General features: G+C 72.4%; 21 protein-coding genes. 6 read left to right on the top strand and 15 right to left on the bottom strand.

All coding sequences use genetic code 11. The annotated features are described in order from the left end of the window. The first annotated feature begins 153 nt into the window (after positions 1–153). Positions 154–2,196 (top strand): cyclic nucleotide-binding domain-containing protein, encoded by a 2,043-nt coding sequence (locus ACTMTJ_RS17525; RefSeq protein WP_441217776.1) that lies wholly within the window; start codon positions 154–156, stop codon positions 2,194–2,196. A 3-nt stretch (positions 2,197–2,199) separates the two neighbouring features. On the opposite strand, the gene ACTMTJ_RS17520 is transcribed toward ACTMTJ_RS17525, so the two are convergent. From ACTMTJ_RS17520 to ACTMTJ_RS17475, 10 genes are all read right to left on the bottom strand, one after another. Beyond that, positions 2,200–4,680, bottom strand: a complete 2,481-nt coding sequence (locus tag ACTMTJ_RS17520) for an FtsX-like permease family protein (protein ID WP_441217774.1) — start codon at positions 4,678–4,680, stop codon at positions 2,200–2,202. 40 nt (positions 4,681–4,720) lie between these two features. After that, entirely contained in the window at positions 4,721–5,431 is a 711-nt protein-coding gene (locus ACTMTJ_RS17515; protein ID WP_441217772.1) for an ABC transporter ATP-binding protein, read from the bottom strand. After that, entirely contained in the window at positions 5,428–6,006 is a 579-nt protein-coding gene (locus ACTMTJ_RS17510; RefSeq protein ID WP_441217770.1) for a PadR family transcriptional regulator, read from the bottom strand. The genes ACTMTJ_RS17515 and ACTMTJ_RS17510 overlap by 4 nt, the downstream gene beginning before the upstream one ends. 64 nt (positions 6,007–6,070) lie before the next feature. After that, entirely contained in the window at positions 6,071–7,018 is a 948-nt protein-coding gene (locus ACTMTJ_RS17505) for a hypothetical protein (protein WP_441217768.1), read from the bottom strand. After that, on the bottom strand, positions 7,005–7,199 hold the full coding sequence (locus ACTMTJ_RS17500; RefSeq protein WP_441217766.1) for a hypothetical protein: 195 nt from the start codon (positions 7,197–7,199) through the stop codon (positions 7,005–7,007). Before ACTMTJ_RS17500 ends, ACTMTJ_RS17505 begins: the two co-directional genes overlap by 14 nt. Further along, a complete protein-coding gene (locus tag ACTMTJ_RS17495; protein WP_441217764.1) occupies positions 7,159–7,614 on the bottom strand; it encodes an SDR family oxidoreductase in 456 nt (151 codons plus the stop codon). The genes ACTMTJ_RS17500 and ACTMTJ_RS17495 overlap by 41 nt, the downstream gene beginning before the upstream one ends. A 407-nt stretch (positions 7,615–8,021) precedes the next feature. After that, entirely contained in the window at positions 8,022–8,987 is a 966-nt protein-coding gene (locus tag ACTMTJ_RS17490) for an SDR family NAD(P)-dependent oxidoreductase (protein ID WP_441217762.1), read from the bottom strand. A gap of 40 nt (positions 8,988–9,027) precedes the next feature. After that, positions 9,028–9,981: a TAXI family TRAP transporter solute-binding subunit gene (locus ACTMTJ_RS17485; protein WP_441217760.1), complete on the bottom strand. Its 954-nt coding sequence runs from the start codon at positions 9,979–9,981 to the stop codon at positions 9,028–9,030. Then, positions 9,978–10,397: a roadblock/LC7 domain-containing protein gene (locus ACTMTJ_RS17480; protein ID WP_441217758.1), complete on the bottom strand. Its 420-nt coding sequence runs from the start codon at positions 10,395–10,397 to the stop codon at positions 9,978–9,980. Before ACTMTJ_RS17480 ends, ACTMTJ_RS17485 begins: the two co-directional genes overlap by 4 nt. Next, complete coding sequence (locus ACTMTJ_RS17475) at positions 10,351–12,834, bottom strand: sensor histidine kinase (protein WP_441217756.1); 2,484 nt, start codon at positions 12,832–12,834, stop codon at positions 10,351–10,353. Before ACTMTJ_RS17475 ends, ACTMTJ_RS17480 begins: the two co-directional genes overlap by 47 nt. Before the next feature lie 289 nt (positions 12,835–13,123). Here ACTMTJ_RS17475 and ACTMTJ_RS17470 point away from each other — a divergent pair, with 289 nt between their 5' ends. Then, entirely contained in the window at positions 13,124–13,726 is a 603-nt protein-coding gene (locus ACTMTJ_RS17470; RefSeq protein ID WP_441217754.1) for a TetR/AcrR family transcriptional regulator, read from the top strand. Between the two features lie 37 nt (positions 13,727–13,763). Here ACTMTJ_RS17470 and tuf read toward each other — a convergent pair whose 3' ends face one another. Further along, positions 13,764–14,951: an elongation factor Tu gene (gene tuf / locus ACTMTJ_RS17465; protein ID WP_441217752.1), complete on the bottom strand. Its 1,188-nt coding sequence runs from the start codon at positions 14,949–14,951 to the stop codon at positions 13,764–13,766. Between the two features lie 323 nt (positions 14,952–15,274). After that, positions 15,275–16,903 (bottom strand): glycosyl hydrolase family 18 protein, encoded by a 1,629-nt coding sequence (locus ACTMTJ_RS17460; protein WP_441217750.1) that lies wholly within the window; start codon positions 16,901–16,903, stop codon positions 15,275–15,277. A 185-nt stretch (positions 16,904–17,088) separates the two neighbouring features. Between ACTMTJ_RS17460 and ACTMTJ_RS17455 the strand changes: the two genes are divergently transcribed. The 3 genes from ACTMTJ_RS17455 to ACTMTJ_RS17445 all read left to right on the top strand — a co-directional run bounded on the left by ACTMTJ_RS17455 (position 17,089) and on the right by ACTMTJ_RS17445 (position 20,526). Further along, positions 17,089–18,840, top strand: coding sequence for a hypothetical protein (locus tag ACTMTJ_RS17455; RefSeq protein WP_441217748.1), 1,752 nt, complete (start codon positions 17,089–17,091; stop codon positions 18,838–18,840). A gap of 166 nt (positions 18,841–19,006) precedes the next feature. Beyond that, on the top strand, positions 19,007–19,891 hold the full coding sequence (locus ACTMTJ_RS17450) for a DUF4397 domain-containing protein (protein WP_441217747.1): 885 nt from the start codon (positions 19,007–19,009) through the stop codon (positions 19,889–19,891). Continuing rightward, the gene (locus ACTMTJ_RS17445) at positions 19,891–20,526 is read left to right on the top strand and encodes a class F sortase (RefSeq protein ID WP_441217745.1); all 636 of its coding nucleotides are present in this window, start codon (positions 19,891–19,893) and stop codon (positions 20,524–20,526) included. The genes ACTMTJ_RS17450 and ACTMTJ_RS17445 overlap by 1 nt, the downstream gene beginning before the upstream one ends. On the opposite strand, the gene ACTMTJ_RS17440 is transcribed toward ACTMTJ_RS17445, so the two are convergent. Then, positions 20,523–20,879, bottom strand: a complete 357-nt coding sequence (locus ACTMTJ_RS17440) for a DUF2203 domain-containing protein (RefSeq protein ID WP_441217743.1) — start codon at positions 20,877–20,879, stop codon at positions 20,523–20,525. The two genes, ACTMTJ_RS17445 and ACTMTJ_RS17440, sit on opposite strands and share 4 nt — an antisense overlap. Positions 20,880–20,911: 32 nt before the next feature. Here ACTMTJ_RS17440 and ACTMTJ_RS17435 point away from each other — a divergent pair, with 32 nt between their 5' ends. Next, positions 20,912–21,373 carry a hypothetical protein gene (locus ACTMTJ_RS17435; RefSeq protein ID WP_441217742.1) on the top strand — a complete coding sequence of 154 codons (462 nt, stop codon included), beginning with the start codon at positions 20,912–20,914 and terminating at the stop codon, positions 21,371–21,373. A 110-nt stretch (positions 21,374–21,483) separates the two neighbouring features. Here ACTMTJ_RS17435 and ACTMTJ_RS17430 read toward each other — a convergent pair whose 3' ends face one another. Both ACTMTJ_RS17430 and proC read right to left on the bottom strand, forming a co-directional pair. Further along, positions 21,484–21,849 carry a hypothetical protein gene (locus ACTMTJ_RS17430; protein ID WP_441217740.1) on the bottom strand — a complete coding sequence of 122 codons (366 nt, stop codon included), beginning with the start codon at positions 21,847–21,849 and terminating at the stop codon, positions 21,484–21,486. Between the two features lie 133 nt (positions 21,850–21,982). Then, positions 21,983–22,801, bottom strand: coding sequence for a pyrroline-5-carboxylate reductase (gene proC, locus ACTMTJ_RS17425; RefSeq protein ID WP_441217738.1), 819 nt, complete (start codon positions 22,799–22,801; stop codon positions 21,983–21,985). Between the last annotated feature and the right edge of the window lie 170 nt (positions 22,802–22,971).

Below are 22,971 nucleotides of genomic sequence, written 5' to 3'. Positions count from 1 at the left end.
TCCGGGCGTGACTTGACGGCGCCATACGTCGACGGGGCGGCTCGCATTTCTTGATCTATGAGCCGGACGCCAGGTGCCCGTGTCCCAAAGGCATTCGGTTCTGAGAGCAGCCTGGTTTTGGGCTGCCTCCCACCCGTGGAGAAGGGAGCAGTTGTGCCCGATGCGCCCACGCAGGACCTGCGCGACGTTCTCGTGGTCTCCTGCGACATCGTCGGCCACTCCTCCGAGCAGGAGCACGAGGTGCAGCTCAGCCGGGTTACCGGCATAAACTCGGTGGTCGCCGAAACGATCGAAAAGCCGGTACCGGCGATTTGGGCATCGGGTGGCGACGGTGGCCATGTGATCTTTCCCGATGGTGATGACGCGAGTGCGGCGCAGGCCGCGCTCGACCTGATCCATCGATTTCTGGAATGGTCGGCGAAAGACGACGTCGGCCTACGGGTAACCGCTCACGCCGGCCAGGTCAGCCAGGTGCGCGGCGCCGACGGCCGGGTGCAGGTGGTCGGCAACGGCATCAACGTGGCCGGCTGGCTGCTCACCCGCGGCGGTCCCGACGGGGTGATCGTGTCGGACGCGTTCCGCTGCCGGCTCGAGCAGCACGGGCCATGGCCCGGTGTGGAGTTTCACGAGCCCCGGTCGCTGCGCGACAAGAGCGCGACCGACCAGCAGCTCTGGCGGATGTCGCTGGGCGACTTCGACTCCAAGTGGTACGGCCCGGCGCGGGACGACCGGGCCCGCTTGGCGGAGAGCCGCGGCTGGGAGCTGATGTACTACGCCAAGCGGATCCTCCAGGTGAACAAGACGGACGGGAAGGCGCTGGACGCGCTCACCCGGCTCAAGCGGCTCGATCTCGTCTACACCAATCCCGGCGGCGAGCAGGAGGCCAATCCGTTCTTCGAGTACCTCCAGCCGACGATGCTCCGCGAGGTGGCCAAGTCGGCCCAGCTCGTCGAGCGGCAGTACAACGAGGTGATCTGCAAGCTCGGCGACGAGGGCGACACGATGTTCGTCATCCTGCGCGGGCGGGTCGGCGTCTACAAGACACCCGGCCGCGACGACAACCGCCCCACCGAGCCGTACTTCTCCCACCAGGAGGGCGACGTCGTCGGTGAGCTGGCGTTCGCGCTCGGCCGGCGGCGCACCGCCGATCTCGTGGCGATGACACCCGTGGTGCTGCTCTCCTTCCACCTCAGCGACATCGAGGGCCACCTCGAGGCGCGGGCGAAGCAGGGCGACCGGGACGCCATCCACGCGCTCGCGATGATCAAGAGTTTCATCAGCCGCCGGGTTCTGGAGTACATCAGCCAGGAGGTCGACTTCCTGGTCGGCGCCGACGGCTCCGGCCCCCTCGCGGTGCCGCGCGACTCCACGGCCGACCCGCTGGCCGGGCTGAGCGGCCACACCGAGCTGATCACCGTACCCGACGAGCTGCGCCGCCAGATCACCTTCGAGGGCATCGCCGAGGCGGCCGACCTGGACCGCGGGCGGCACGGCATCTACCTGCTCGCCGCCGGCGAGCTCAACAGCCTGGTCGGCCCCGGCAGCACGCTCTCCCATGAAGACTTTCCGATCCTCTGGGCGGACGTGCCGGGCTTCCTCGTCCTGCCCAAGCAGCGCTTCGAGCCGCGCAGCAACAAGGTCAAGGTGTTCCGGATCGAGTCCAACGGCATCATGGGCCTGGAGTGGACCCGGCGCGAGGCGTTCCGCAAAGCCGTGCTCAAGTCCGTGCCCTGGTCCTGCTTCGTCTACGACGCCTTCATCTCCTACACCCACCACGACGCCGACGAGGCCCAGCACTGGGCCCGCGAGCTGCGGGCCCGCGGCCTGCGGGTGTACATGAACGAGCCGGCCGAAGGCGCCGGCTTCCTCCAAGAGGTCGACGACGGTCTCAAGCACTCCCTCGCGCTCGTCCCGATGATCTCCTCGAACGTCCAGATCCGCGACCTGACCGACAACTGGGTCGTCAAAGAGGTCAACGCCCGCAAGTCGTACTTCCCCAAGTCACCGCACATCTTCCCGGTCGTCTTCGGCGAGGCGCGCCCGGAGCTCATCGCACCCGGCGTCACGCCCATCAAAGTGATCGGCGACCGCGCGGAGGCCATCGAAAAGCTCGTCCAGAAGCTGGAGCAGCTCCGCGACGGCCGGCTCGAAGCACCGCACACCGACAGCGAGATCATCGACGTCACGTTCGACTGAGCATCACCCCAAGCGGCGCACGAGCACGAGCCGCGGGCGGGTGAGCAGCGCGGTGGCCAGCACCGCCACGATCGGCGCGACGAGCACGGTGATCGCGAGCGGCAGCCACGGCACGCGCCACTCCAGGTTGGAGCGGAAGGCGACCATGCCCGCCGCGGGCGCGATCCCGCCGACCACACCGAGGATCGCGCCGATGCCCACGATGAGTCCGGCCTGCGCGGCGGCGATCCGGCGGCGCAGCCGGGGGCCCGCGCCCACAGCGGCCAATGTGGACAGATCAGTGCGCATCTCGGCGGTGGCCAGGCCGACCGCGACCGCGCTGGCGGCCAGCGTGACGACGGCGCTGACCGCGGCGAGCACGAGGAACATCGCGCCGTAGTCGCGCCCGTAACGCTTCCGCCCGCCGGCTTCGGCCTGCGCCGGATCGGTGACCGCCGGCGTCGCCTCGACCTGCGCGGCGAGGATCACCGAGTTTCCGGCGGCGAGCTCGGCCGCCGTCGGCGGGCGGGTGGTGTCGACGAGCGCACCCGCGGGCCGGGTGGCGAGGCCGAGCCGCTTGGCGGTCGACTCGGCGACCACGGCGGCGGGCAGCTCGCTGAAGGCGTCCGATACCGGCACGACCACGGCCGGCACCCGGTGGCCCGCTTCGCCGACGACCAGCTGACCATCGATCGGGACCCACGGGTAGAACACCACCGCGCGGCCGTCGCGCAGGGCGGCCAGGGCGGCCGGGGGTGCGTCCGCCCCCGTCACCGCGCGGATCACCTCCGCCCCACCGATGGCCACCTGCCCCGACACGTACGCGGGGAGGCCCGAGTCGCCGTAGAGCGGACCCTCGGACTCCTGCCACGCCTGCCCTTCCGCGAGGGTGAGCGGCACGATCTCGCGCACGGGCAGCGCCTCGGCCAGCTCCCGCCGCCGGTCGGGCGTCAGGTGGCCCGCCGCGACCTCGGGCACCACCACCAGGCCGGCTCGCGCCTCGGGCTGGAGCACAAGGCTTTCCACGTCGTCTGCGGCGTTGTAGAGCATCAGGGCCATGCTCCCGGCGACGGCCGTGCAGACCGCCGCGGCCGAGGCGGCGGTACGCAGGCGGTGGCGGGCGGCGTGCCGTACCGCGAGGCGCAACGCCAGCGGGAGGCGGCGGCCGAGCCGGCCGGCGACGGCGACCACGACGGGCGTGGCCGCCGCGACACCGAGCAGGATCGCCATCGCGCCGGCCGTCACGGTGATCACGCTGCCGGTCGGTCCGGCGGCGACCACCGCGGCGGCCGCACCGCCCGCGGCCATGAGCAGCCCGCCCACCAGCCAGCGCAGGTTGCTGGCCTTGGTAGCCGGCTCGCGCCCGGACAGCGCGGCGCGCAGGCTCTGCCGGGCGGCACCGCGCGCCGGCCCGAGCGCGGCGAGCAGGCCCACCGCGACCGCGAAGAGCGCGATGGCGGCGAGCCAGCCCAGCGGTGCCGCGCCCTCGCGGAGCGGGTGGTTGGCGACGCGCTCGACGGTGTCCTTGTTGAGCTGGTACGTGAGCACGCCCAGCAGCACGCCGCAGCCGCCGGCGAGCGCGCCGAGCACGACGCCGTTGGCGAGCACCATCCGCGCGATCTGCGGCCGGCTGGCACCGACCGCGGCCACCATCGCCAGCTCGCGCCGCTGCCGCCGGGCCCCGATCGCGAACGCGGCGCCGGCCAGCAACGCCACCTGGAGGGCGGCGAAACCGACCACGAGCGTGAAGGCCGCCACCCGGACCGCCATCTCCGCGGCGCTCGGGCCCACGTCGCCGCGGTACGTGGTGCTGATCGAGGAGCCGCACACCTGCGCCCCGTCCGGCGTCGTCTCGCACTTCTTGGCGCCCTCGTACGGCGTCCAGCCCGTGCCGCCCGGCGGCAGCTTCACCAGGGCCTTTCGGCCCGCGGCGGAGAGCGGCTGGTCGGCGTCGGTGACGACGAGCGGGATGCTCAGCTCGCGGGCGGCGTCGATGATGCCCACAATGGACCGTTCGCGCGGCGGGGCGCCGACGGCGAGCTTGTCGCCGACCCCGACGCCGGTGGCCTTCGCGAGCGCGGCGGAGACCGCGGCCTCGCCCGGTCCGTGCGGCGCGCGGCCGGCCCGGACGAAGAACATGCCGGCGGTCAGCTCGTCGTCCACATTGGCCGCGACGTAGTCGCGCAGGCTGTAGAACCCCGCCGCGCGCACGACGGTGCGGCTCTCCGTGACCCAGGCGGTGCGGCTGCCCGGCGGGAGTGTCGCGAGCGCGCCCTCCGTGCCGTCGCCGTCGATCAACCAGTCGGCCGTGCCGAGGCGCCAGCTGGCCTCGGCGTCCGCGGAGGTGTACGTGCTCGTGTACGACAGCAACAGCACCGTGCCCGCGAACACCGGCAGCGCCAGCATCAGCACGATCAGCAGCGTGCGCGCCTTGCTCCGGGCCGCGGCCCGCCGCGCCACCCGGATCGCCACCCGCCAGGATCCCAGTCCCTCGCCAACGCTCATAGCCGTCCTCGCTTCGCGGCGTGCCCGATGATCCGCTCGCTCATGAGGTCAGCAGCTCCTCGGCCCGGTCACGCCCGCCGGTGCTGTCGACCATCCGGCCGTCGCGCAGGAACACGATCCGGTCGGCCCAGCTCGCGAACCGTGCCTCGTGGGTGACCAGCACGCCGGCGGCGCCGCGGTCGACCCGCGCCCGGATCAGGTCGAGCACCGCCTGCCCGGTGGCGGAGTCGAGCGCGCCGGTCGGCTCGTCGGCGAGCAGCAGCCGCCGCCGGCCGATCAGTGCCCTGGCCACGGCGACCCGCTGCTGCTGGCCACCGGAGAGCTGGTCCGGAAACCGGTCCGCCTCGGGCGCCAGCCCGACCTCGTCGAGCGCGGCGAGCGCCTCGGTCCGGGCCTTGCGCGCGGAGGCGCCGGCCAGCTCCCGCGGCAGCGCCACGTTTTCCGCCGCGGTGAGACCGGAGACGAGGTTGAAGTCCTGGAAGACGTAGCCGATCCGGTCGCGGCGCAGGCGGGCGAGCGCCGCCGCGCCGAGCCCGTCGAGGGCGGTGCCCTCCACGCGTACCCGCCCGGCGGTCGGGGTGTCCAGCCCGCCGGCGAGCGCCAGCAGCGTCGACTTGCCCGACCCCGAGGGGCCCATCACCGCGACGAGCTCGCCCGCCGCCACCTCCAGGTCGAGGCTGTCGAGCGCCCGCACGGTCGTGGCGCCGGACCGGTAGTCCCGGCACACCCTCTCGAGGCTCAGCACGGTCATCGTGCGTTCCTTTCCGTCGTACGAGCCGCGCGGCGCGGCCGTTTGGGCGCCGGCAGGCGGCCGCCCCGCCGCAGCACGGTCGACTCGACGTGGTCGAGCCAGCGCACCTCGCCCTCCAGCGCGAAGACGAGGCTGTCCAGCAGCAGCACGCCGGCCACGTCGTCGACCTCGTCGGCCGCGCGGCGCAGCGTGTTGTAGTCGCGCATCAGGCGCAGCGACTCGGTGCGCTGGCGCTGCACGACCGCGGTCACGTCCACGCCGGGCGTGGTCGCCGCCATCAGCAGCTTGATGGCCAGCTCGTTGCGCGGGCGGTCGGAGTCGGCCACCGGCGTGCTGAACCACCGGTCCAGCGCGGCCCGCCCCGCGTCGGTGATCGCGTAGACCGCGCGGCCCTCGTCGTTGGTGCCCTCGGCGGCGACGAGGCCGTCGCGCTCCAGGCGCTCCAGCGTCGTGTACACCTGCCCGACGTTGACCGGCCAGGTGCCGCCGGTGCGCGCCTCGAACTCGGTGCGCAGCTGGTAGCCGTACTTGGGGCCGTCGGCGAACAGCGCCAGCAGGCCGAACTTCACGCTCATCGCCACGCACCTTACCGAGTAAGTAGTTACTGGGTAAGTAGTATGTGGATCGGATCGCCGCTCGTCAACCCAGCACGGTTAGGTCCGGGCCCACGCAGACGATGTAGAACCTGTCCGTGCGCGGGTCGGCGACGATCCGGGACGGGCCTTCGAAGAGGCCCAGGCCCAGCTCGTACTCGTCGACGATCCGCTCACCGGCCAGGTCGACCACCTGGACGGTGCCCGGCACGGCCAGGCCCACGACAAGGCGCGCGCCGTCGCGACTGACCGCGACCGCGCTCGGTTCGGGCTCGAGCGGCGGGTCGGTGGAGAGGATGGGCGGCTGCGGATAGCGGGTGGTGATCGGGATCGTGCCGATCGGCTCAAGCGGGTCGGTGCGGAGCACCTGGATGGCCGCCGGCCGCGAGGTGGCGACGTAGAGCCGGTCGCCGGACGGGCTCACGCACAGCGCCTCCGGGGTGCCACCGACCGGCACGGCGCCCCGGCCGGTGAGGCACTCGATGTCCACAGTGGTGACCGACCCGTCGCCCTGGTTGGCCACGTAGAGCCAGTCACCGCCCAACGCCAGCGCGGACGGCCACCTTCCACTGTGGATGGTCGCGACGACGGTGCGGGCCCACATCGCGATGACCGAGACGGTGCCGTCACCGCCGTTCGCGACGTAGACCCGGTCGCCGCCGGGGTCGGCCAGCACGGCGCGGGGCCGCACGCCGACCCGGATCCGGGCCACCCGCCGCCGCCTGGCGAGGTCGATGACGGACACCCGGCCGCTCGACTCGGCTGCGACGTAGAGGTGCGTGCCCTCCGGGTGCAGCGCCACCACACCGACGGAGTGCCGGCGCAGGCGCCTCTCCCGGCCGGTCTCCGTGTCGACGAGCGAGATGGAGCCGCGGTGCGGGAGCCACCACAGGCGGGGTGGGTGGAAGTTGACCAGGTAGAGCCGCTCGCCGGTGCGGCTCACCGCGAGGTCGACCGGCCAGTGACGCGTCGCGATGATGTCACGCCCGTACACCCTGCCCATGATTGCGCCACTCGGCCAGGAACTCCTCCCACGTACGGCCCGCGGTCGCACCCGTGGTGAGCAGGTTGGCGCCGGCGCGCATCGCCGCGGCCGCCCGGCCCGGCATGCGCATCGGCAGCAGCGGGCGGCGCTTACCGGCGGCGCGCAGGTAGTCGCGGATCAGCTCGTCCATGCCGTACACCCGCGGGCCACCGAGGTCCGGCACGAGACCGGCCGGCGCGCCGAGCGCGAGCTCGACCATCCGGGCCGCGACCCGCGGCGGAGTCGACGGGCTGCACCCGCATGCCCGACGGGACGGGCAGCACCGGCAGCTTCGCCATCTGGGCCGCGGTGCGCAGCATCAGGTCGTGAAACTGGGTGGCCCGCAGCGTGGTCCACGGGATGCCCGACTCGGCGACCACGCGCTCGCCGCCGAGCTTGGCCGCGTAGTAGCCGAACATCGTGCGGTCGGCCCGGCTCGTCACCGGCACGCGGTCGGCGCCGACGACGGAGATGTACACGAGATGGCGGACGCCGGCGCCCGACGCGGCCCGCACAAGCTCGCGGGCCTTGAGGTCGTCGCTGGTCGAGCGCACACCGGAGGCCACCCGCCAACTCGCCAGCCGCGCCCGCCGCCGGGTGCGCTAGCAGGTCGCCGCGCGTCGTGCCGTTACTTCCAGACCCGATTTGCCCACCTCCGCGCCAGCTGCGGACCGCATGCTCCCGCGGGCACCGCTCCCGGCCGGCGGCTCGCGGACCGAGCCGAAACCCCCGGCCGTCCACTGCCGGGCCCGCGGGACAAGCCCAAAAGGATTCTCCGCGGACAGCCAACGCCCTAACGCAGCGTCCTCCGCATGCCCGGTGTCCACCGCGCTTCGATGATCGTTAGCCCGCAAACCGCATTCTCGCCGGCGTGTCACACAGGTTCCGGGCTAACGATCATGACGCCGCCCACATGCTGAACCACACCCTAAACAGTGGGAGAGTGGCCGGCGGTCCGCCGAGGGTGACCGGCCTAACTGGACAGTGAGACGCCCGTGAGGTCGGCTGAGTAGGCCCAGAGGCGTGCGGCCTGCTCGGGGTCGACGGCGTAGGGGCGCACGCCGGCGCCCGGGGCGCCTTCTGGCACCAGGTCGGCGATGTCGCAGTCTTCGCAGTAGACGCCGCCCATGCCGGCCAGGCGTGGCGAGGTGGCGGCCCACACCTGGGTGGCGGCGCCCTGCTCCGGGGTCTTGAACGACGGGTCGAGCGCGTTGCCCTGCTCGTCGATCCAGCCGGCGGCGACCATCTCCGACCGTGGCAGGTGGCGCTGTAGCGGGGTGAGGATGCTGCCGGGGTGCACCGCGAACGCGCGCACTCCGGCGTCCTGGCCGAGCGTGTCCAGGTGTACAGCGAAGAGGACGTTGGCGGTCTTGGCCTGGCCGTAGGCGGTCCACTTGTCGTAGCCGGACGTGAAGTGGATGTCGTCCCAGCGGATCGGTGAGCGGCGGTGCCCGCCGGACGAGACGGATACCACGCGGGCGCCGCCGTCTCGGGCGATCGCGGGCCACAGGCGGTTGACGAGCGCGAAGTGTCCGATGTGGTTGGTCGCGAACTGCGCCTCCCAGCCGGGCCCCACACGGGTTTCGGGGCAGGCCATGATGGCCGCGTTGTCGATGACGAAATGGACGGTGCGCGCGGAGGCTAGGAAGCGCTCGGCGAAGGCGCGGACGCTCTCCAGGTCGCCGAGGTCGAGCTCGTCGACCTCGACGCCGGCGATGCCGGACAGCGCCTCCGTGGCCACGGCCGGGCGGCGGGCGGGCACGACCACGTGCGCGCCGGCGCCGGCGAGCGCGCGGGTGGTCTCCAGGCCCAGGCCGGAGTAGCCGCCGGTGACGATCGCGAGCTTGCCGGACAGGTCGATGCCGCGCAGTACCTCGGTGGCGGTGCTCCGGTATCCGAAACCGGAGCCGATCTTGTGTTGTGCGGTCCTCGTCGTCATGCTCCGGACGCTACGACTTCGAGGACGCTCGAACGCAAGCTCAGCCCTTGTCGTAGAAGCGCTGGGCGCCGGGATGCAGCGGCACCACACCGGTGCGCGCCGCCGCCTGCCGGTCGGCCGAGCCCCACTCGGGGTGGCCGTCGACCAGCTCCTGGCGGTACGTGAAGATCAGCGCGGTCAGGTCGTGGGCGAGCTGCTCGGGCATGTCCGCCTCGACCACGACGAGGTTGCCGACCGTGACGGTGGGGATGTCGCCGGGCAGCCCGTACGCGGAGGCGGGGATCTTGCCGGTGCCGTAGGTCTCCGGGTAGAGCCGGTCGAGCTCGGGCACCAGGCCGTCGAGCGGCAGGAAGCGCATCTTCGCCTTCGCGCCCATCAGCTCCGTGATGCCGACGGTGGGCAGGCCGCCGGACCAGAACGTGGCGTCGAGCGTGCCGCCGGCCAGCCCTCGTGTGGTGGCCGAGAGGGAAAGGCTGGAGCGCCTGATGTCGCGGTCGGGGTCGAGGCCGGCGGCCCGGATCAGCCGCAAGGCGAGAAACTCGGTGCCGGAGTTGACCGTGCCGGTGGAGACCCGCTTGCCGCGCAGGTCGGCGGGTGACCTGATGCCCGCGTCGGCGCGCACGACAAGGTGGGTGTAGCCGTGGTAGGCCACCGCGAGCGCGCGCAGCGGCCGCGGGCCGTCGGCGAACGTGCCCCGGCCGCGTACCGCGTCGGCGGCCACGTCGGCGAAGGTCAGCGCGATGTCGACGTCGCCGCGTGCCATGCGGAGCAGGTTGTCGGCGGAGCCGGCGGTGGGCGCGACGATCGCCTCGTAGCCGGCGAGGTGGGTGGTGATCACGTCCGCGTAGGCGCCACCGAGCTGGTAGAAGACGCCGGTCGCGTTGCCGGTGCCGAGCACGAGATGGCGGTCGCGCAGGCCGGTGGGCGGGTCGGGCGCGCAGCCGGCGGCGAGCGCCACCGCGGCCGGCAGGGCGAGCAGGCGCCGCCGCTTCACGACGGGCGGGCGCCGGGGTCGAGCGCGGTGGCCACGCGCCGGGCCAGCACGGCCGTCTCGTAGCCCACCTGGCCGAGGTCGGCGCCGGACTCGGCGAGCACGGCCAGGTATGCCCGGTCGGCCACCGACATGATGAGCAGCACGCCGCCGTCCATGTCGAGCACCGACTGGCGGATCTGCCCGGTCTGCATGCACTTCGCCGCGCCGGCCGACAGGCTGGCCAGGCCGCTGGTGATCGCGGCGAGCTGGTCGGCCTGGTTGGCCTCCAACCGCTCGGAGGCGGCCAGCGCGAGGCCGTCGACGGAGACCGCCAGCGCGTACACGACGGACGGCACCTTGCGCGCGAACGACGTCAGCAGCCAGCCCAGGTCACCGTAGTCGACGGGGGCCGGCAGGGAGTCCGTAGCGTGGTTCATGGGTGTCCTCCCGGGTCGGCGGCGCGCTGGCTGGCAGTGCGGGTGGTGGTATCGCGGTGCGGCGGCCCGCGGCGATGCCACTGGCCAAACTGGACAGTCGCGCGCGCACCTCGTCTGGATCGGGCGTGCCGCCGGCGCTCGGGCGCCCGGCGACCGGACCGGAGGGCAGCGCGGTGGCGGGTGCCCGCTGCGGCAAGCCGGATGCGGGTGACCGCTGCGGCAAGCCGGATGCGGGTGACCGCTTTGGCAGGCCGGACGCGGTCAGCCCGTCGACGAACGCGGGCACCATCGCGTGCGGCGCCGGCTGCTCCTGGTGGTGCACGACGGTACGCGGCGGCGCGGCCGACGGGGTGGGCCCGGGCGGCGGCCCCAGCAACTGTCCACGGTAGAACCGGGCCGGCGGCGGGAGCGGCGCGAGGACGCGCTCCGGCAGCGTGACGGTGGCCGCGGTGCCGCCGCCCGCCACGCTCGTGAGCCGCACCTCGATGCCGTGCCGCGCGGCCAGCCGCCCCACCACGAGCAGGCCCATCGTGCCCACCAGCGTGCTGGTGAGCGCGGACGGGCGGGCGATGCGGTCGTTGGCCTCGGTGAGCCGGTCGGCGGTGAGCCCGATGCCCTCGTCGAAGATGGTCAGCGCCACGTGGTCGACAGCCTGGCGGGCGGCCACCCGGACGGTCGTGGTCGGCGGCGAGAAGCTGGCGGCGTTTTCCAGCAGCTCGGCCAGCAGGTGTACGACGTCGCCGACGACGTGCGCGGCGACCGCCACCAGCGGGGTGGCCACGGCGTCGACCCGGCCCGGCTCCTCGATCTCCGCCGCGGCGAGCTGGATCACGTCGCGCACCGCCACCGGCTCGGTGAACCGCCGCCCCGGGTCGCCGTCGGCGAGCACGAGCAGGTTTTCCTCGTTGCGCCGCATCCGGGCGGCCAGGTGGTCGAGGGCGAAGAGCCGGGCCCGGCCGGCCTGGTCGGCCTCGTGCCGGGCGAACTCGCCGATCATGTGCAGCTGCCGCTGCACCAGCGTCTGCCCGCGCCGGGACAGCGCGGTGAGGGTCGCCGTGGTCTCCATCCGCTGGAGCGCCTGCTCGGCCGCGAGCCGCAGCGCCTGCCGGTGCACCGTCGCGAACGCGGTGGCCAGCTCGCCGATCTCGTCGGCACCGGGCGGCAGCATGGCGTCGACGCGGGTGCCGGAATCCCGCAGCGTGCCGCGCACGGTGGGCTCGTCGGGCGCGGCGGAGACCTGGGCGACGGCGTCGGGCAGCTCCGTGTGCGCGACGGTGAGCGCGGTGGCCCGCATCCGGCGCAGCCGCCGGCTCGTGCGCACGGCCTGGATCACCGCGCCGGCCAGCGCCAGCCCCACGAGCAGGCCGGTGAGCGCGGCGGTCATCAGCGTGCGGGTGTGCGCGGCGACCTGGATGTCGTACGCCTCGCGCTCCATCGACGTGGACAGCTCCGACTGCATCAGCCGCAGCCGGCGCAGCAGGCCGCTCTGCGCCGCCCACCAGACGTCGGGGTCGACCTGGAGCGTGGCGGGCGCGCCGCCGGTGTCGAGCACCTTGTCGCGCATGTCGCGGGCGCGGGTCACGTCGTCGCCGGTGACGAGCTCCTCGAAGCGCGCGTGGGTCTGGCCGGGCAGCCGCTCGATCACCTCGAGCTGCTGGTGCTCGGCGCCCTCCCAGGCGGCCAGCCGCACCAGCTCGCCCGGCTGGAGCCGCTCCCGCGTGAAGACCCGGCGGAGCAGGTCGAGCTGCTCGGCGGCGAGGTGTTCGAGCTCGGTGACGAGCACGACCGCGCGGGCGCTCTCCAGCAGCCGCTGCTCGGTCAGCTGGCTGGGCACCGCGTCGGCGATGCCGATCATCGCGTGGGTCACCGCGTTGTAGGCGTCGAACACCTCGGGTGAACCGTCCGGCGCGCTCACCGCGATCGCCCGCACGCTGGTCAGGACGTCGACCACGGCGTCGGCCGCGTCGAGCTTGCCGGCCAGCGCGGGCGAGACCTCGCGGGCGTCGCGGGCCGCCGCCGTGTATCGCGCGCGGGCCGCGTCGGTGCGGGCGCGCTGCGCCTCCAGGAGCTGCTTGCCGGCCTCGCCGCCACGCAGCCGCAGCGCGATGGTCTCGGCGTACTCGAGCTCGGCCTGGTGGGCGACCGCGATGCCGGCGTTCGCCGTGCGGGCCAGGATCCGCGCGTCGCCCGCGCGGCCGGACTCGGTGAGCGCGTCGCGGGTCTGCAACACGCCGAGCGTGACCAGACCGACCGTCGCCACGACGACGGGCAGCAGGATGCGCACGCCGATCGAGCGCAGCGGCCCGGGCCCGCCGGCATCGGCGCGAGGGTGGTGGGTGGCGGGCACGCCGGCGTCGGCGCCAGCCGGCCCCGGCCCGCCGTGGTGGGCGGGCACGCCGGCGTCGGCGCCAGCCGGCCTCCGCCCAAAGCCGCCCATAGCCGTCCACTCCGTCTCCGGCCAAACAAGTCACCCCCCGCGGGCGACCACGCCTACGATCGGCCCATTCGGGCCTTAGCGACATCCTCTGCACAGCTACCTCGGGCGAACCGATAGTGCCAGGGCGTAACGACCACCACCGATCTTGATCTGCGCGGCTCGGATGATCGGCGGGTGTCTCATCCCCCGACCGGTGCGCACGGCGATCGCGAATTCGATTTCATTCCGGAATGACACCGAGTAATAGCTGCGGAAATTGGGCAGGCATTCATGAGTTACTGTGTGCGCTGTGACGAGACGTTCCGCAGAAGTCCGCCTTGATTCACTACTCAGCACCGCCTGCGACGTGATCGTGGAGCGCGGCCTGGCAAACACCCGCACCTCCGACGTGGCGGCAGCGGCAGGCGTCAGCCAAGCGTTGGTCTTCTACCATTTCGCCACGAAAGAAAATCTACTCGCTCAAGCTTTCGCGTACGCGGCGGAGCAGGACCTGGCTCGCCTCCACTCCGTCGTCCACTCCACCGCGACGCCACTGGAAAAGCTCAAAAAGATCCTCCGGCTGTACGCGCCGCAGGGCCGTTCCAAGTCGTGGGCGATGTGGATCGACGGCTGGTCGGAGTCGCTGCGCACACCGGAGCTGGAAAAGGTTTCCCGCCGGCTGGATCTGCGGTGGAAAGAGGCACTCACCGAAGTGATCACCGCGGGCGTCGACGAAGGGGCGTTCAAGTGTGACGACCCGGCCGGCGCCGCCTGGCGGATCCTGGCGATCATCGACGGCCTCGCGGTACAGGTGACCGTGCACGACCGGGTGATGAGCCGCCGCCAGCTCAGCGAGTGGATCCGGCTGTCCGCCGCCCGCGAGATCGCCATCGAGCCGGCCCAGCTCATATAGGCGGGAGCGCGGCCCGTGCGGGGCCGCGCTCCCCTGTTCAGTCGAGCAGTTCCGTCACCGAGCCCGCCGCGACGGTCCGGCCGCCCTCGCGCACCGCGAAGCCGAGCCCGACCTCCATCGCGACCGGCGAGCCGAGCCGCACCGTCAGGTCGACGGTGTCGCCGGGCATGACCATCGTGATCTCGCCCAGGTCGACCGAGCCCGGCACGTCCGTGGTCCGGAAGTAGAACTGCGGCCGGTAGTTGCCGAAGAACGGCGTGTGCCGGCCACCCTCGGCGGTGGTCATCGCGTACAGCCGCGCCCGGAACCGCGTATGCGTGCGGATCGACCCGGGCGCCGCGACCACCTGGCCGCGCCGCACCTGGTCGCGCTTCACACCACGCAGCAGTACGGCCGCGTTGTCGCCCGCCTCGGCCCGGTCCAGCGACTTGCCGAACGTCTCCAGCCCGGTGGCCACAGTGGACGTCGTCGGTACGAAGCCGACCACCTCCACCGTCTCGCCGAGGCGCAGCGCGCCGCGCTCCACCGCGCCGGTGACGACCGTGCCGCGGCCGGAGATGGTGAGCACGTTCTCGATGGGCATCAGGAACGGCTCGTCCAGCACGCGGGGCGGCACCGGGACGTACCGGTCGACCGCGTCGAGCAGGTCCACGATGGACCGCGTCCAGCGCGGGTCACCCTCCAGCGCGCGGAGGGCGGAGACCCGCACCACCGGCACCTCGTCGCCGGGAAACCCGTACTCGGACAGCAGCTCGCGCACCTCGAGCTCGACGAGGTCGAGCAGCTCCTCGTCCTCGACCGCGTCGGCCTTGTTCATCGCCACCACCAGGTACGGCACGCCGACCCGCCGGGCGAGCAGCACGTGCTCGCGGGTCTGCGGCATCGCGCCGTCCTGCGCCGAGACGACGAGGATGGCCGCGTCGACCTGCACCGCACCCGTGATCATGTTCTTCACGTAGTCGGCGTGGCCGGGCATGTCCACGTGGGCGTAGTGCCGCGTGGCCGTCTCGTACTCGACGTGCGCGATGTTGATGGTGATGCCGCGCGCGACCTCCTCCGGCGCCCGGTCGATGCCGTCGAACGACACGAACTGGTTGACGGACGGGTCCCGCTGGGCGAGGACCTTGGTGATGGCGGCCGTCAGCGTGGTCTTGCCGTGGTCGACGTGCCCCATCGTGCCGATGTTGAGGTGCGGTTTGGTCCGCACGAACTGGCTCTTGGCCATGGTGGATCAACCCCTTGTTTCTGGGAAGAGAGTGATGGCGGGGCACCCTCCTCCCGGCGTCCGCGCGCGCCTACCGGCCGTCCGCAATGGACGGTCTACCCGCGCGGGAACGGGAGGAGGGTCAGGTATCCAGACGGACCGGCGACGCACACGCGGCGGCCGCGACCGGCAGGCCAGTGCCTGCGGGCCGCGCGAAGCCAGCCGGGGCGAACATGCGGATCACGGTAGCTGTCAACACCACCGCGCCCAACCGTATTTCCATGGCGAAGCGGGGAGCCAGTAACCTGACTCCCCGCCTCTGGTGTGGGACTTGCGTATAGGTCCTATCCGAGGCCGCTGCGCATGGCGGTGATCAGCTCACCGTTGGCGGTGTCGCCGTTGAGCTCCCAGAAGAAGGCGCCGCCGAGACCCTGGTTGCGGGCGTACGTCATCTTGCCGCCGATCGTGGCCGGGGTGTCGTAGCTCCACCACTGGTTGCCGCAGAAGGCGTACGCCGTGCCGGCGACGGTGCCGGTGGCCGGGCAGCGCGTCTTGAGCACCTTGTAGTCCTCGTTGCCCGCCTCGTACGTGCCGGGTGCGGCACCGGTCGCCGAGCCGCCGGGCGCGGCCTGCGTGACGCCGGTCCAGCCACGGCCGTAGAAGCCGACGCCGAGGAGCAGCTTGCTGGCCGGTACACCCTTGCTCTTCAGCTTCTGTATCGCCGCGTCGGCGTAGAAGCCCTGGGTCGGTATCCCGGTGTACGACGTCAGCGGCGAGTGTGGCGCGGTCGGGCCCTGTGCGGCCCAGGTGCCGAAGTAGTCGTACGTCATCGGCATGAGCCAGTCGACGCTGCCCGAGGCACCCGCGTAGTCGGCCGCGTCGATCTTGCCGCCGCTGCTGCCGTCGGCCGTGATCGCCGCGGTCACCAGCGCGCTGGAGCCGAAGCGGGTGCGCAGCGCGCCCATCAGGTTCTTGAAGGAGTTGGGCCCGCTGGTGTCGCAGGTGAGGCCGCAGGCGTTCGGGTACTCCCAGTCGATGTCGATGCCGTCGAAGACGTCCGACCAGCGCGGGTCCTCGACAAGGTTGTAGCAGGAGTTGGCGAACGCGGTCGGGTTCTGCGCCGCGTGGCCGAAGCCGCCGGACCAGGTCCAGCCGCCGAACGACCAGATCACCTTGATGTGCGGGTACATCCGCTTGAGCTTGCGCAGCTGGTTGAAGCTGCCGCGCAGCGCGCCGGCGTCCCAGGTGTCCGCGACGCCGTCGACGCTGTTCGCCGTCGTGTACGCCATGTCGTAGTCGGCGTAGGAGTCACCGATCACGCACTGGCCGTTGGTGACGTTGCCGAACGCGTAGAGGATGTGCGTCAGCTTCGACGCCGAGCCGCTCGTGTGGATGTTCTTCACGAAGTACTGCCGCTGGTAGACACCCCACTGCGCGAAGTAGCCGACGAGCTTGCGCCCGGCGGGCGGGGGCGGCCCGGTGGTCGGCGGCTGCGTGGTGGGCGGGGCGGTCGTGGGAGGCGCGGTGGTCGGGGGGTTGCTCGTCGGCGGGGCGACGGTGGTGGGGGTGGTGCCGCCGCCGCAGGGCGCGCCGTTGATCGTGCAGTTGGTCGGCGCGCGGAACGCGCCGGTGCCGATGTATCCCCACGTCTGCGAGCCGCCGGGCGGGATGGCGCCGGCCCAGCTCTTCTTCGTGGCGACGTAGTGGTTGTTGGTGCGGGTGACGTCCGCGTCCCAGGAGCTGCTGATCGTGGTGCCGGCGGGAAGGTCGAACTCGACCCGCCAGGTGGCGACGGATGCGTCCGAGCCGTTCGCGACCGTGACCCGGACCTCGTGGCCGCTCCCCCAGTCGGAGGTGGCCGTGAACTGTGTAGTGACGCTCCCCGCGCCGAAGGCCGACGCGACGGGGATCGCGGCGACTGCCACAGCGACCACCGTGCTGGCCCACAGCGCACGCCGTAGGGATCTCCTCATCCGACGTCTCCCTAATTGTTAGGAAACTTTCCAGAAGGTTGATGCGACGTTACTCACACGGCTGTGAACTCGTCAAGATGCGAATTTCTCGATCCGTGCGCGGCTCAACCGCTGGGCCCTCGGCTACGTACGTATGGATGAGCGATCGGCCCGGACGAGCGCTCCGGGCGAGGGGAGGACGGCCCATGACGGCCCAGCCAGGCGAACGCACTGTGTCGTGGCTGGACGAGGACGACCCCAACCGGGGCTCCGTGCCATTCATGCCGGTGGAGTCGGTGATCGAGCTGACGCCGTCCGGCGAGGAGTCGCCACCCCCCAAGAAGTCGCGGCGTGAAAAGGCGCCGAAGCCCTCTCGCGGGAAGCTGTGGCGGCGTGACAAGGCGACTCAGGAGAAGCCACCGCGTGAACACCCACCCCGCGACGTGACACCTCGCGCAGGAGACTGGCCGGCGCCGGCCAGCGAAGAATGGCTCACCACACTCCGCGGCCCGGCCCCCCGCGACGCGCGCCCCGCGGAGGAGGAGTGGTCGACCGTCCCGGACGAGGCGCCACGCACCGGTCCGCACCCAAGCTGGGCGGCCGGCCCCGAGGAGACGGTCGACGACGACGGCTGGACGACGACGCCACCCCTCCGGCCGCCGCCCGCGGAGGCTCCGGCCGGGCCCATGACGCGCGAGGACTGGTTCACTCCGCGCGCCGACGACCGCCCCCAGGACCAAGGGTGGGATCCCCCACGCGAGGCCGACCCGGAGCCGGACTACCGGACCGGATGGAACGAGGACCCGGAGCCGGCGGCCCCGCCCGAGCCCACGGCCCGGCCCGACTGGGTGGCCAGCCCCGAGCCGGCGGCCCGCACCGACTGGGCCTCCCCCGAACCGGCACCCCGCTCCGAGCGGGCCGCCTCCCCCAAACCGGCGGCCCGACCCGAGTGGGCCGCCTCGCCCGAACAGGCGGCTCGTCCCGACTGGGCGAGAAGCGCCGAGCCGGCGGCCCGCCCGGACTGGGTCACCTCCCCGGTCCCCGCCTCCGCGCCGGCCGCGGCACCGGAAGGCGGCTGGCCCGAGCCCGCGCCCAGCGACGCCCCCGTCCCGGAAGCCTGGCCGGCACCGCTCGACATCACGCCCGACGACGACCTCCCCGAGCCGCCGGCGAAGCGCCGCCGAGGGCCCAGGTCCACCGGCCCGACCGGTGGGCGGCCACCCGGCCGGCCCGGCCGCCGGCGCAAGCCGCTGATGCTGCTCGCGATCGCCCTCACCGCCGCGGTCGTCGGCGCCGCGGTGGTCGCGGCCGCCAGCGCGTACCGGCTGGTGCTCGACGGCGGCGGCCTCTCGCACACGATCGCGGCGCCGCTCGGCGGCCGTACCCAGGCGGAGCTGGAGCTGGAAAGCGGCGCGGCCATCGTCACCGTGCTCGGCACCGACCTCGGCGACGACCTGTTCCAGGTCACCACGCCGGACAGTGACGACGCCGTGCCGCGCGCGACGATCGACGGCGACCGCACGACGGTACGCGCGACCTCGGACAGCGGCGAGGGCGCCAGCGCTGTCGAGGTGCGGCTCAACTCGCGGGTGACCTGGCGGCTGACGTTTCGGGGCGGCGCGAAGACGCAGACCGTCGACCTGAGCGGCGGGCGGCTGGCGGCGCTGGACATGGAGGGTGGAGCCACCCGGCTGGAGCTGATCCTGCCCAAGCCGACCGCCACCGTGCCGATCCGCCTGCGCGGCGGGCTCGACGAGCTTTTCGTGCACGCGCCCACCGGCGTACCCACGCGGGTGAAGGTCACCAAGGGAGCCACCAATGTCACGCTCGACCGCTTCAACCGGTCGAAGGTCGCGCCCGACACGACATTCACGCCGAACGGTTGGGGGGATGCGAAAGCACGGTACGACGTGGATGCCGCGGAGGGTATCGGGACGGTGAAGCTGGACCGCCGCTGACCTGTTGTCGCTTTCCGCCCCGGGTGACTGGTTCTGTGTGCACGGGTGACAAATTGCTGACAGAAGAGGCTCTTGCCATCTGTTAGATGGTCGCGAATCCTTTCCCACGAGTCGCGCCGACGAGGGGGCTACGCCGGCGCGGAAGTCACCAAAATGGGGAGGGGCCGTGACTTCAGTACTCCGTACACTTCGGCGCACCGCGGCGCTGACCGGCGCGCTGCTTCTCGGCAGTGGAGCGGCTCTGGCCGCCGCCGCGCCGGCGGGGGCGGCGAGCGTCGGTTACGTCCGGCTCGCGCATCTCTCGCCGGACACACCGGAGGTCGACGTATACCTCGACGACCTGTCCGGTCCGGCGGAAACGCAGGTGTTCAAGGGCGTCGGATACGGCGTGATGTCGGCGTACCTGCCGCTGCCGGCCGGGCGCTACGCGGTGTCGATGCGCCAGAAGGGCGCCGCCGCGTCGACGCCGCCGGTGCTCACCACCGACGTGAGCGTGACGACCGGGCAGGCGTACACGGTGGCCGGCGTCGGCCGCTACGCCGACCTCGGCCTGCGGATCCTCAAAGACGACATCAGCGCGCCGGCCGCGGGCAAGTCCAAGGTGCGGGTCGTCCAGGCCTCGGTGCGCGCGCCGGTGCTCGACATCTCCGGCGCCACCGGTGCCGAGATCGGCAAGGGCGTGCAGTTCGCCACCACCACCGACTACCGCGAGGTGCAGCCGGGTGACTGGCAGGTGCGCCTCCAGCCCTCCGGCGGCGACGCGACGGTCGCCAAGTGCACGATGGCCGAGGGTGGCGTCTACTCGCTGATCGTGCTCGACGCGAAGTCCGGCGGCCTCACCACCGAGCTGCGTGAGGACGCCAAGGGCGGCGTCGTGGTGCCGGCCGGCGGTGTGGACACCGGTGCCGGCGGCTCGTCGGGCGGCCCGGTGCCGTACCCGATGATGTTCACGGGCCTGGTGGGCGTGCTGGTGGCCGCCTCCGCGGCGGTCGGCCTCGTCGCCCTGCGGCGGCGCGCCGCCCTCGCCCGCGGAGCGTCCCCCGAGGCGTAGTGCGCGCGTACGTCCTGGTCACCGCGGGCGCGATCGGGCTCGCGGCGGCGATCATCGGCGCGGCTGCCATCCCACACCGGATGGCGGCCGCGCCGTCATGGGAAGAGCCGGTGCCCTCGCCCGCACCGGTCGCGATGACCACCGTGCCGCCCAAGCACCAGCCGCAGGGCCCGCCCACCCGCCTGCGCGTGCCCCGGATCGGCGTCGACACGCCGCTGGTCACGCTCGGCCTGGACAAGGCCGGCAAGCTCGAGGCGCCCAAGGTGTACGACAAGGCGGGCTGGTTTCGCGGCGGGCCGTCGCCGGGCGACGTGGGCCCGGCCGTGCTCGCCGGCCATGTCGACTCCAAGGCCGGCCCGGCGGTCTTTTACCGCCTGCACGAGCTGAAGGTGGGCGACAAGATCGAGGTGCGGCGCGGCAAGGACACCGTGACCTTCACCGTCACCGTGGTGACCAAGCACCCGAAGGACGGGTTTCCCACCGCCGCCGTCTACGGTCCTACACCCGGGCCCGAGCTGCGCCTGGTGACCTGCGGCGGCGTATTCGACCGCCTGCGCAACTCCTACCGCGACAACGTGGTCGTCTTCGCCGTCACCCAGCCAGCCCAGGTGATCCCCAAATCCGCCGCGGGCTAGGCGTTGAGCTTGCGGCGGCCGGCGAAGCCGCACTCCAGACGGTGGTACCAGCCGATGTCGCGGTCGCCCTCCAGCCAGCACCACAGCACCGGCCGGCCGTCGCGTTCGCCGGCGAAGTCCAGCAGGACCGGCGCGTACCCCTTGACCTGGATGTCGTGCTCGCCGAGCTCGTCGAGGATGCCGTAGATGCGCGCTTCGAGTCCCTTGACCTCGGGCAGGCCGCCGTGCGGGCTGCTGCCGCCGTCGGCCAGATCGGCGTGCAGCTCGGCGAGGTCGGCGCGGAGCACGATCAGCTCGTCGACACGCGGTCGGAGGGTGGCGAGCAGGTGGCGGGCCTGGGCCAGAGTGAACACGTCCGACAGTATGGGGCATTCGTTAATCGGTCATGGAGCTGCCCGATTTGTCGGGATACCGACTACACAAGGTGATCGACGACGTCGACCTGGACGGCGTGGTCGTACGTGGCCTACGCGGCAGCTTCCACCGCCGTCCCACCGGGTCGGACGTGCTCACCGTCGGCGTCTACAGCTACGCCGGTGCCGAGCTCATGATGGCCTGGGGCTACGTGGGTGAGCCGCACTGCCGCTTCAACGCGCTGCGCCGGCCCGACGGCTCGTGGGAGCCGCCCCGGCAGGGCTGCCCGCCGGTGTCCAGAGTGCACGACGGCGGGCGGGTCACCGCCCTCACGCTCGGCGAGCACATCCTGCCCACCGAACCGATGACCGGCCCGCCGTCGGGTGGGGCGCGCGCTCCGGATCCGAACGCTGTCCTGCCGGCGGTCGGCGGGCCGGGAGGACTCGGATCTTGGCCGCCGCCGGCCGCGTGCGCGGCCGACAGCGGGTCCTGAGCGGGGCGCTGCCCCTGGTCCCTGTTGAGTTGTGCACTTCTTCAAGTCCTGGGCGCCCGCCCGCTGCGGGGTTGGCGGACGCCCCTCGCGCTCCGGGTTGGAGCGCGGGCCTAGCGGTGTGCGTGCGCCGGCGCGGGGGAAGGCGCGGTCCGGCGCACGTACATCAGGGACGCGGCGGTCAGACCGAGCCCGGTCACGAACGCGACCGCGTGCACGAGCGGATGCACGATGGGCACGAACGCGATGACCGCCACCGGCACTTGGACGACCGCCACGAGGGCCGCCAACAGACCCCTTCGCCGACCGCCCCATAGGTACGCCGTCCAGACCGGCGCGGTCACCACCGCGAGCACGAGCACGTCAAGCATCGCGTGGAGGGCGGGGTTACGCACCTTGTCGTGTGCGAAGGCGGATGCCGGTGAGGACACCCAAAGGGCCGCCGCCACACCACCGATGATCACCGCGAGACGTCGCATGGCCGTACCTCCCTGAGTGTCGCTATCACTACTCCCTGTCATGACACTAGGAGTGCAGAGAGCGGCCGGGAAGGGATGAACGCATGAGTGAATCAGGAGCACACGAGAGTGGCGCGCGTTCCTGCTCGCCGGCTCACTCGCTCTGCTGGGCGAGCTGCCGGGCCCGGTCGCGGGCCGCCTCCAGCGCCGCGAGCAGGGCGGCACGCACGCCGTGGTTTTCCAGCTCGCGGATCGCGGAAATCGTTGTCCCAGCAGGGGAAGTGACCGCCTCGCGGAGCTTGACGGGGTGCTCACCGGAGTCGCGGAGCATCACCGCCGAACCGATCGCCGTCTGCACGATCAGCTCGTGCGCGACCTGGCGCGGCAGCCCGAGCAGGATGCCCGCGTCGATCATGGCTTCGACGAGCAGGTAGAAGTACGCCGGCCCGGAGCCGGACAGCGCGGTGACCGCGTCCTGCTGCGACTCGGGGACACGGAGCGTGGCGCCGAGCGGCTTGAACATCTCCTCCGCCAGCGCCAGGTGCGCGGCCGTGGCGTGCGGGCCCGCCGAGATCGCGGTCATCGCCTCGTCGACCAGCGCGGGCGTGTTTGTCATGACGCGCACGACCGGCGTGCCCTCGGGCAGCCGCCGGCCGAAGAAGCCCGTCGGGAGGCCGGCACAGAGCGAGATCACAAGCTTGTCCGGCGGCACCTTGGCGCCGATCTCCTCCAGCAGCACGCCCGCGTCCTGCGGCTTGACCGCCACGGCCAGCACCTCCGCCTCGGCGACGGCGGTGAGGTTGTCGACCATGCGCACGCCGTATCGCTGGGCGAGCTCCTCGGCCCGCGCGGCGCGGCGCGTGGTCGCCATCAGCTTGTCGGCCGGCCAGCCCGCACGCAGGAGCCCGGAGAGCATCAGCTCACCGATCTTGCCCGCGCCGATCACCGCGACCGTATGAACACCCGGTGCCATGCGGCCATCCTCTCGCACGCCCACCCAAGGCCCGTCTGGCGGGTGCCGCGAGGTGCCGGCAAAGATCAAGATCAAGCTTTGTGCTACCGCGATGATGCTCCTATGGTTGTCAAGCGGCGGGGTCAGGGTCGTTTGTTGTGATGATTTGGTAGAGCTCGCGGGCGATGTAC

It is taken from the genome of Phytohabitans sp. LJ34 (assembly GCF_052068095.1).
GTDB lineage: Bacteria > Actinomycetota > Actinomycetes > Mycobacteriales > Micromonosporaceae > Phytohabitans.
Note: the sequence above shows the minus strand (reverse complement) of the source record. Positions and strands in the feature narration are given on the sequence as shown.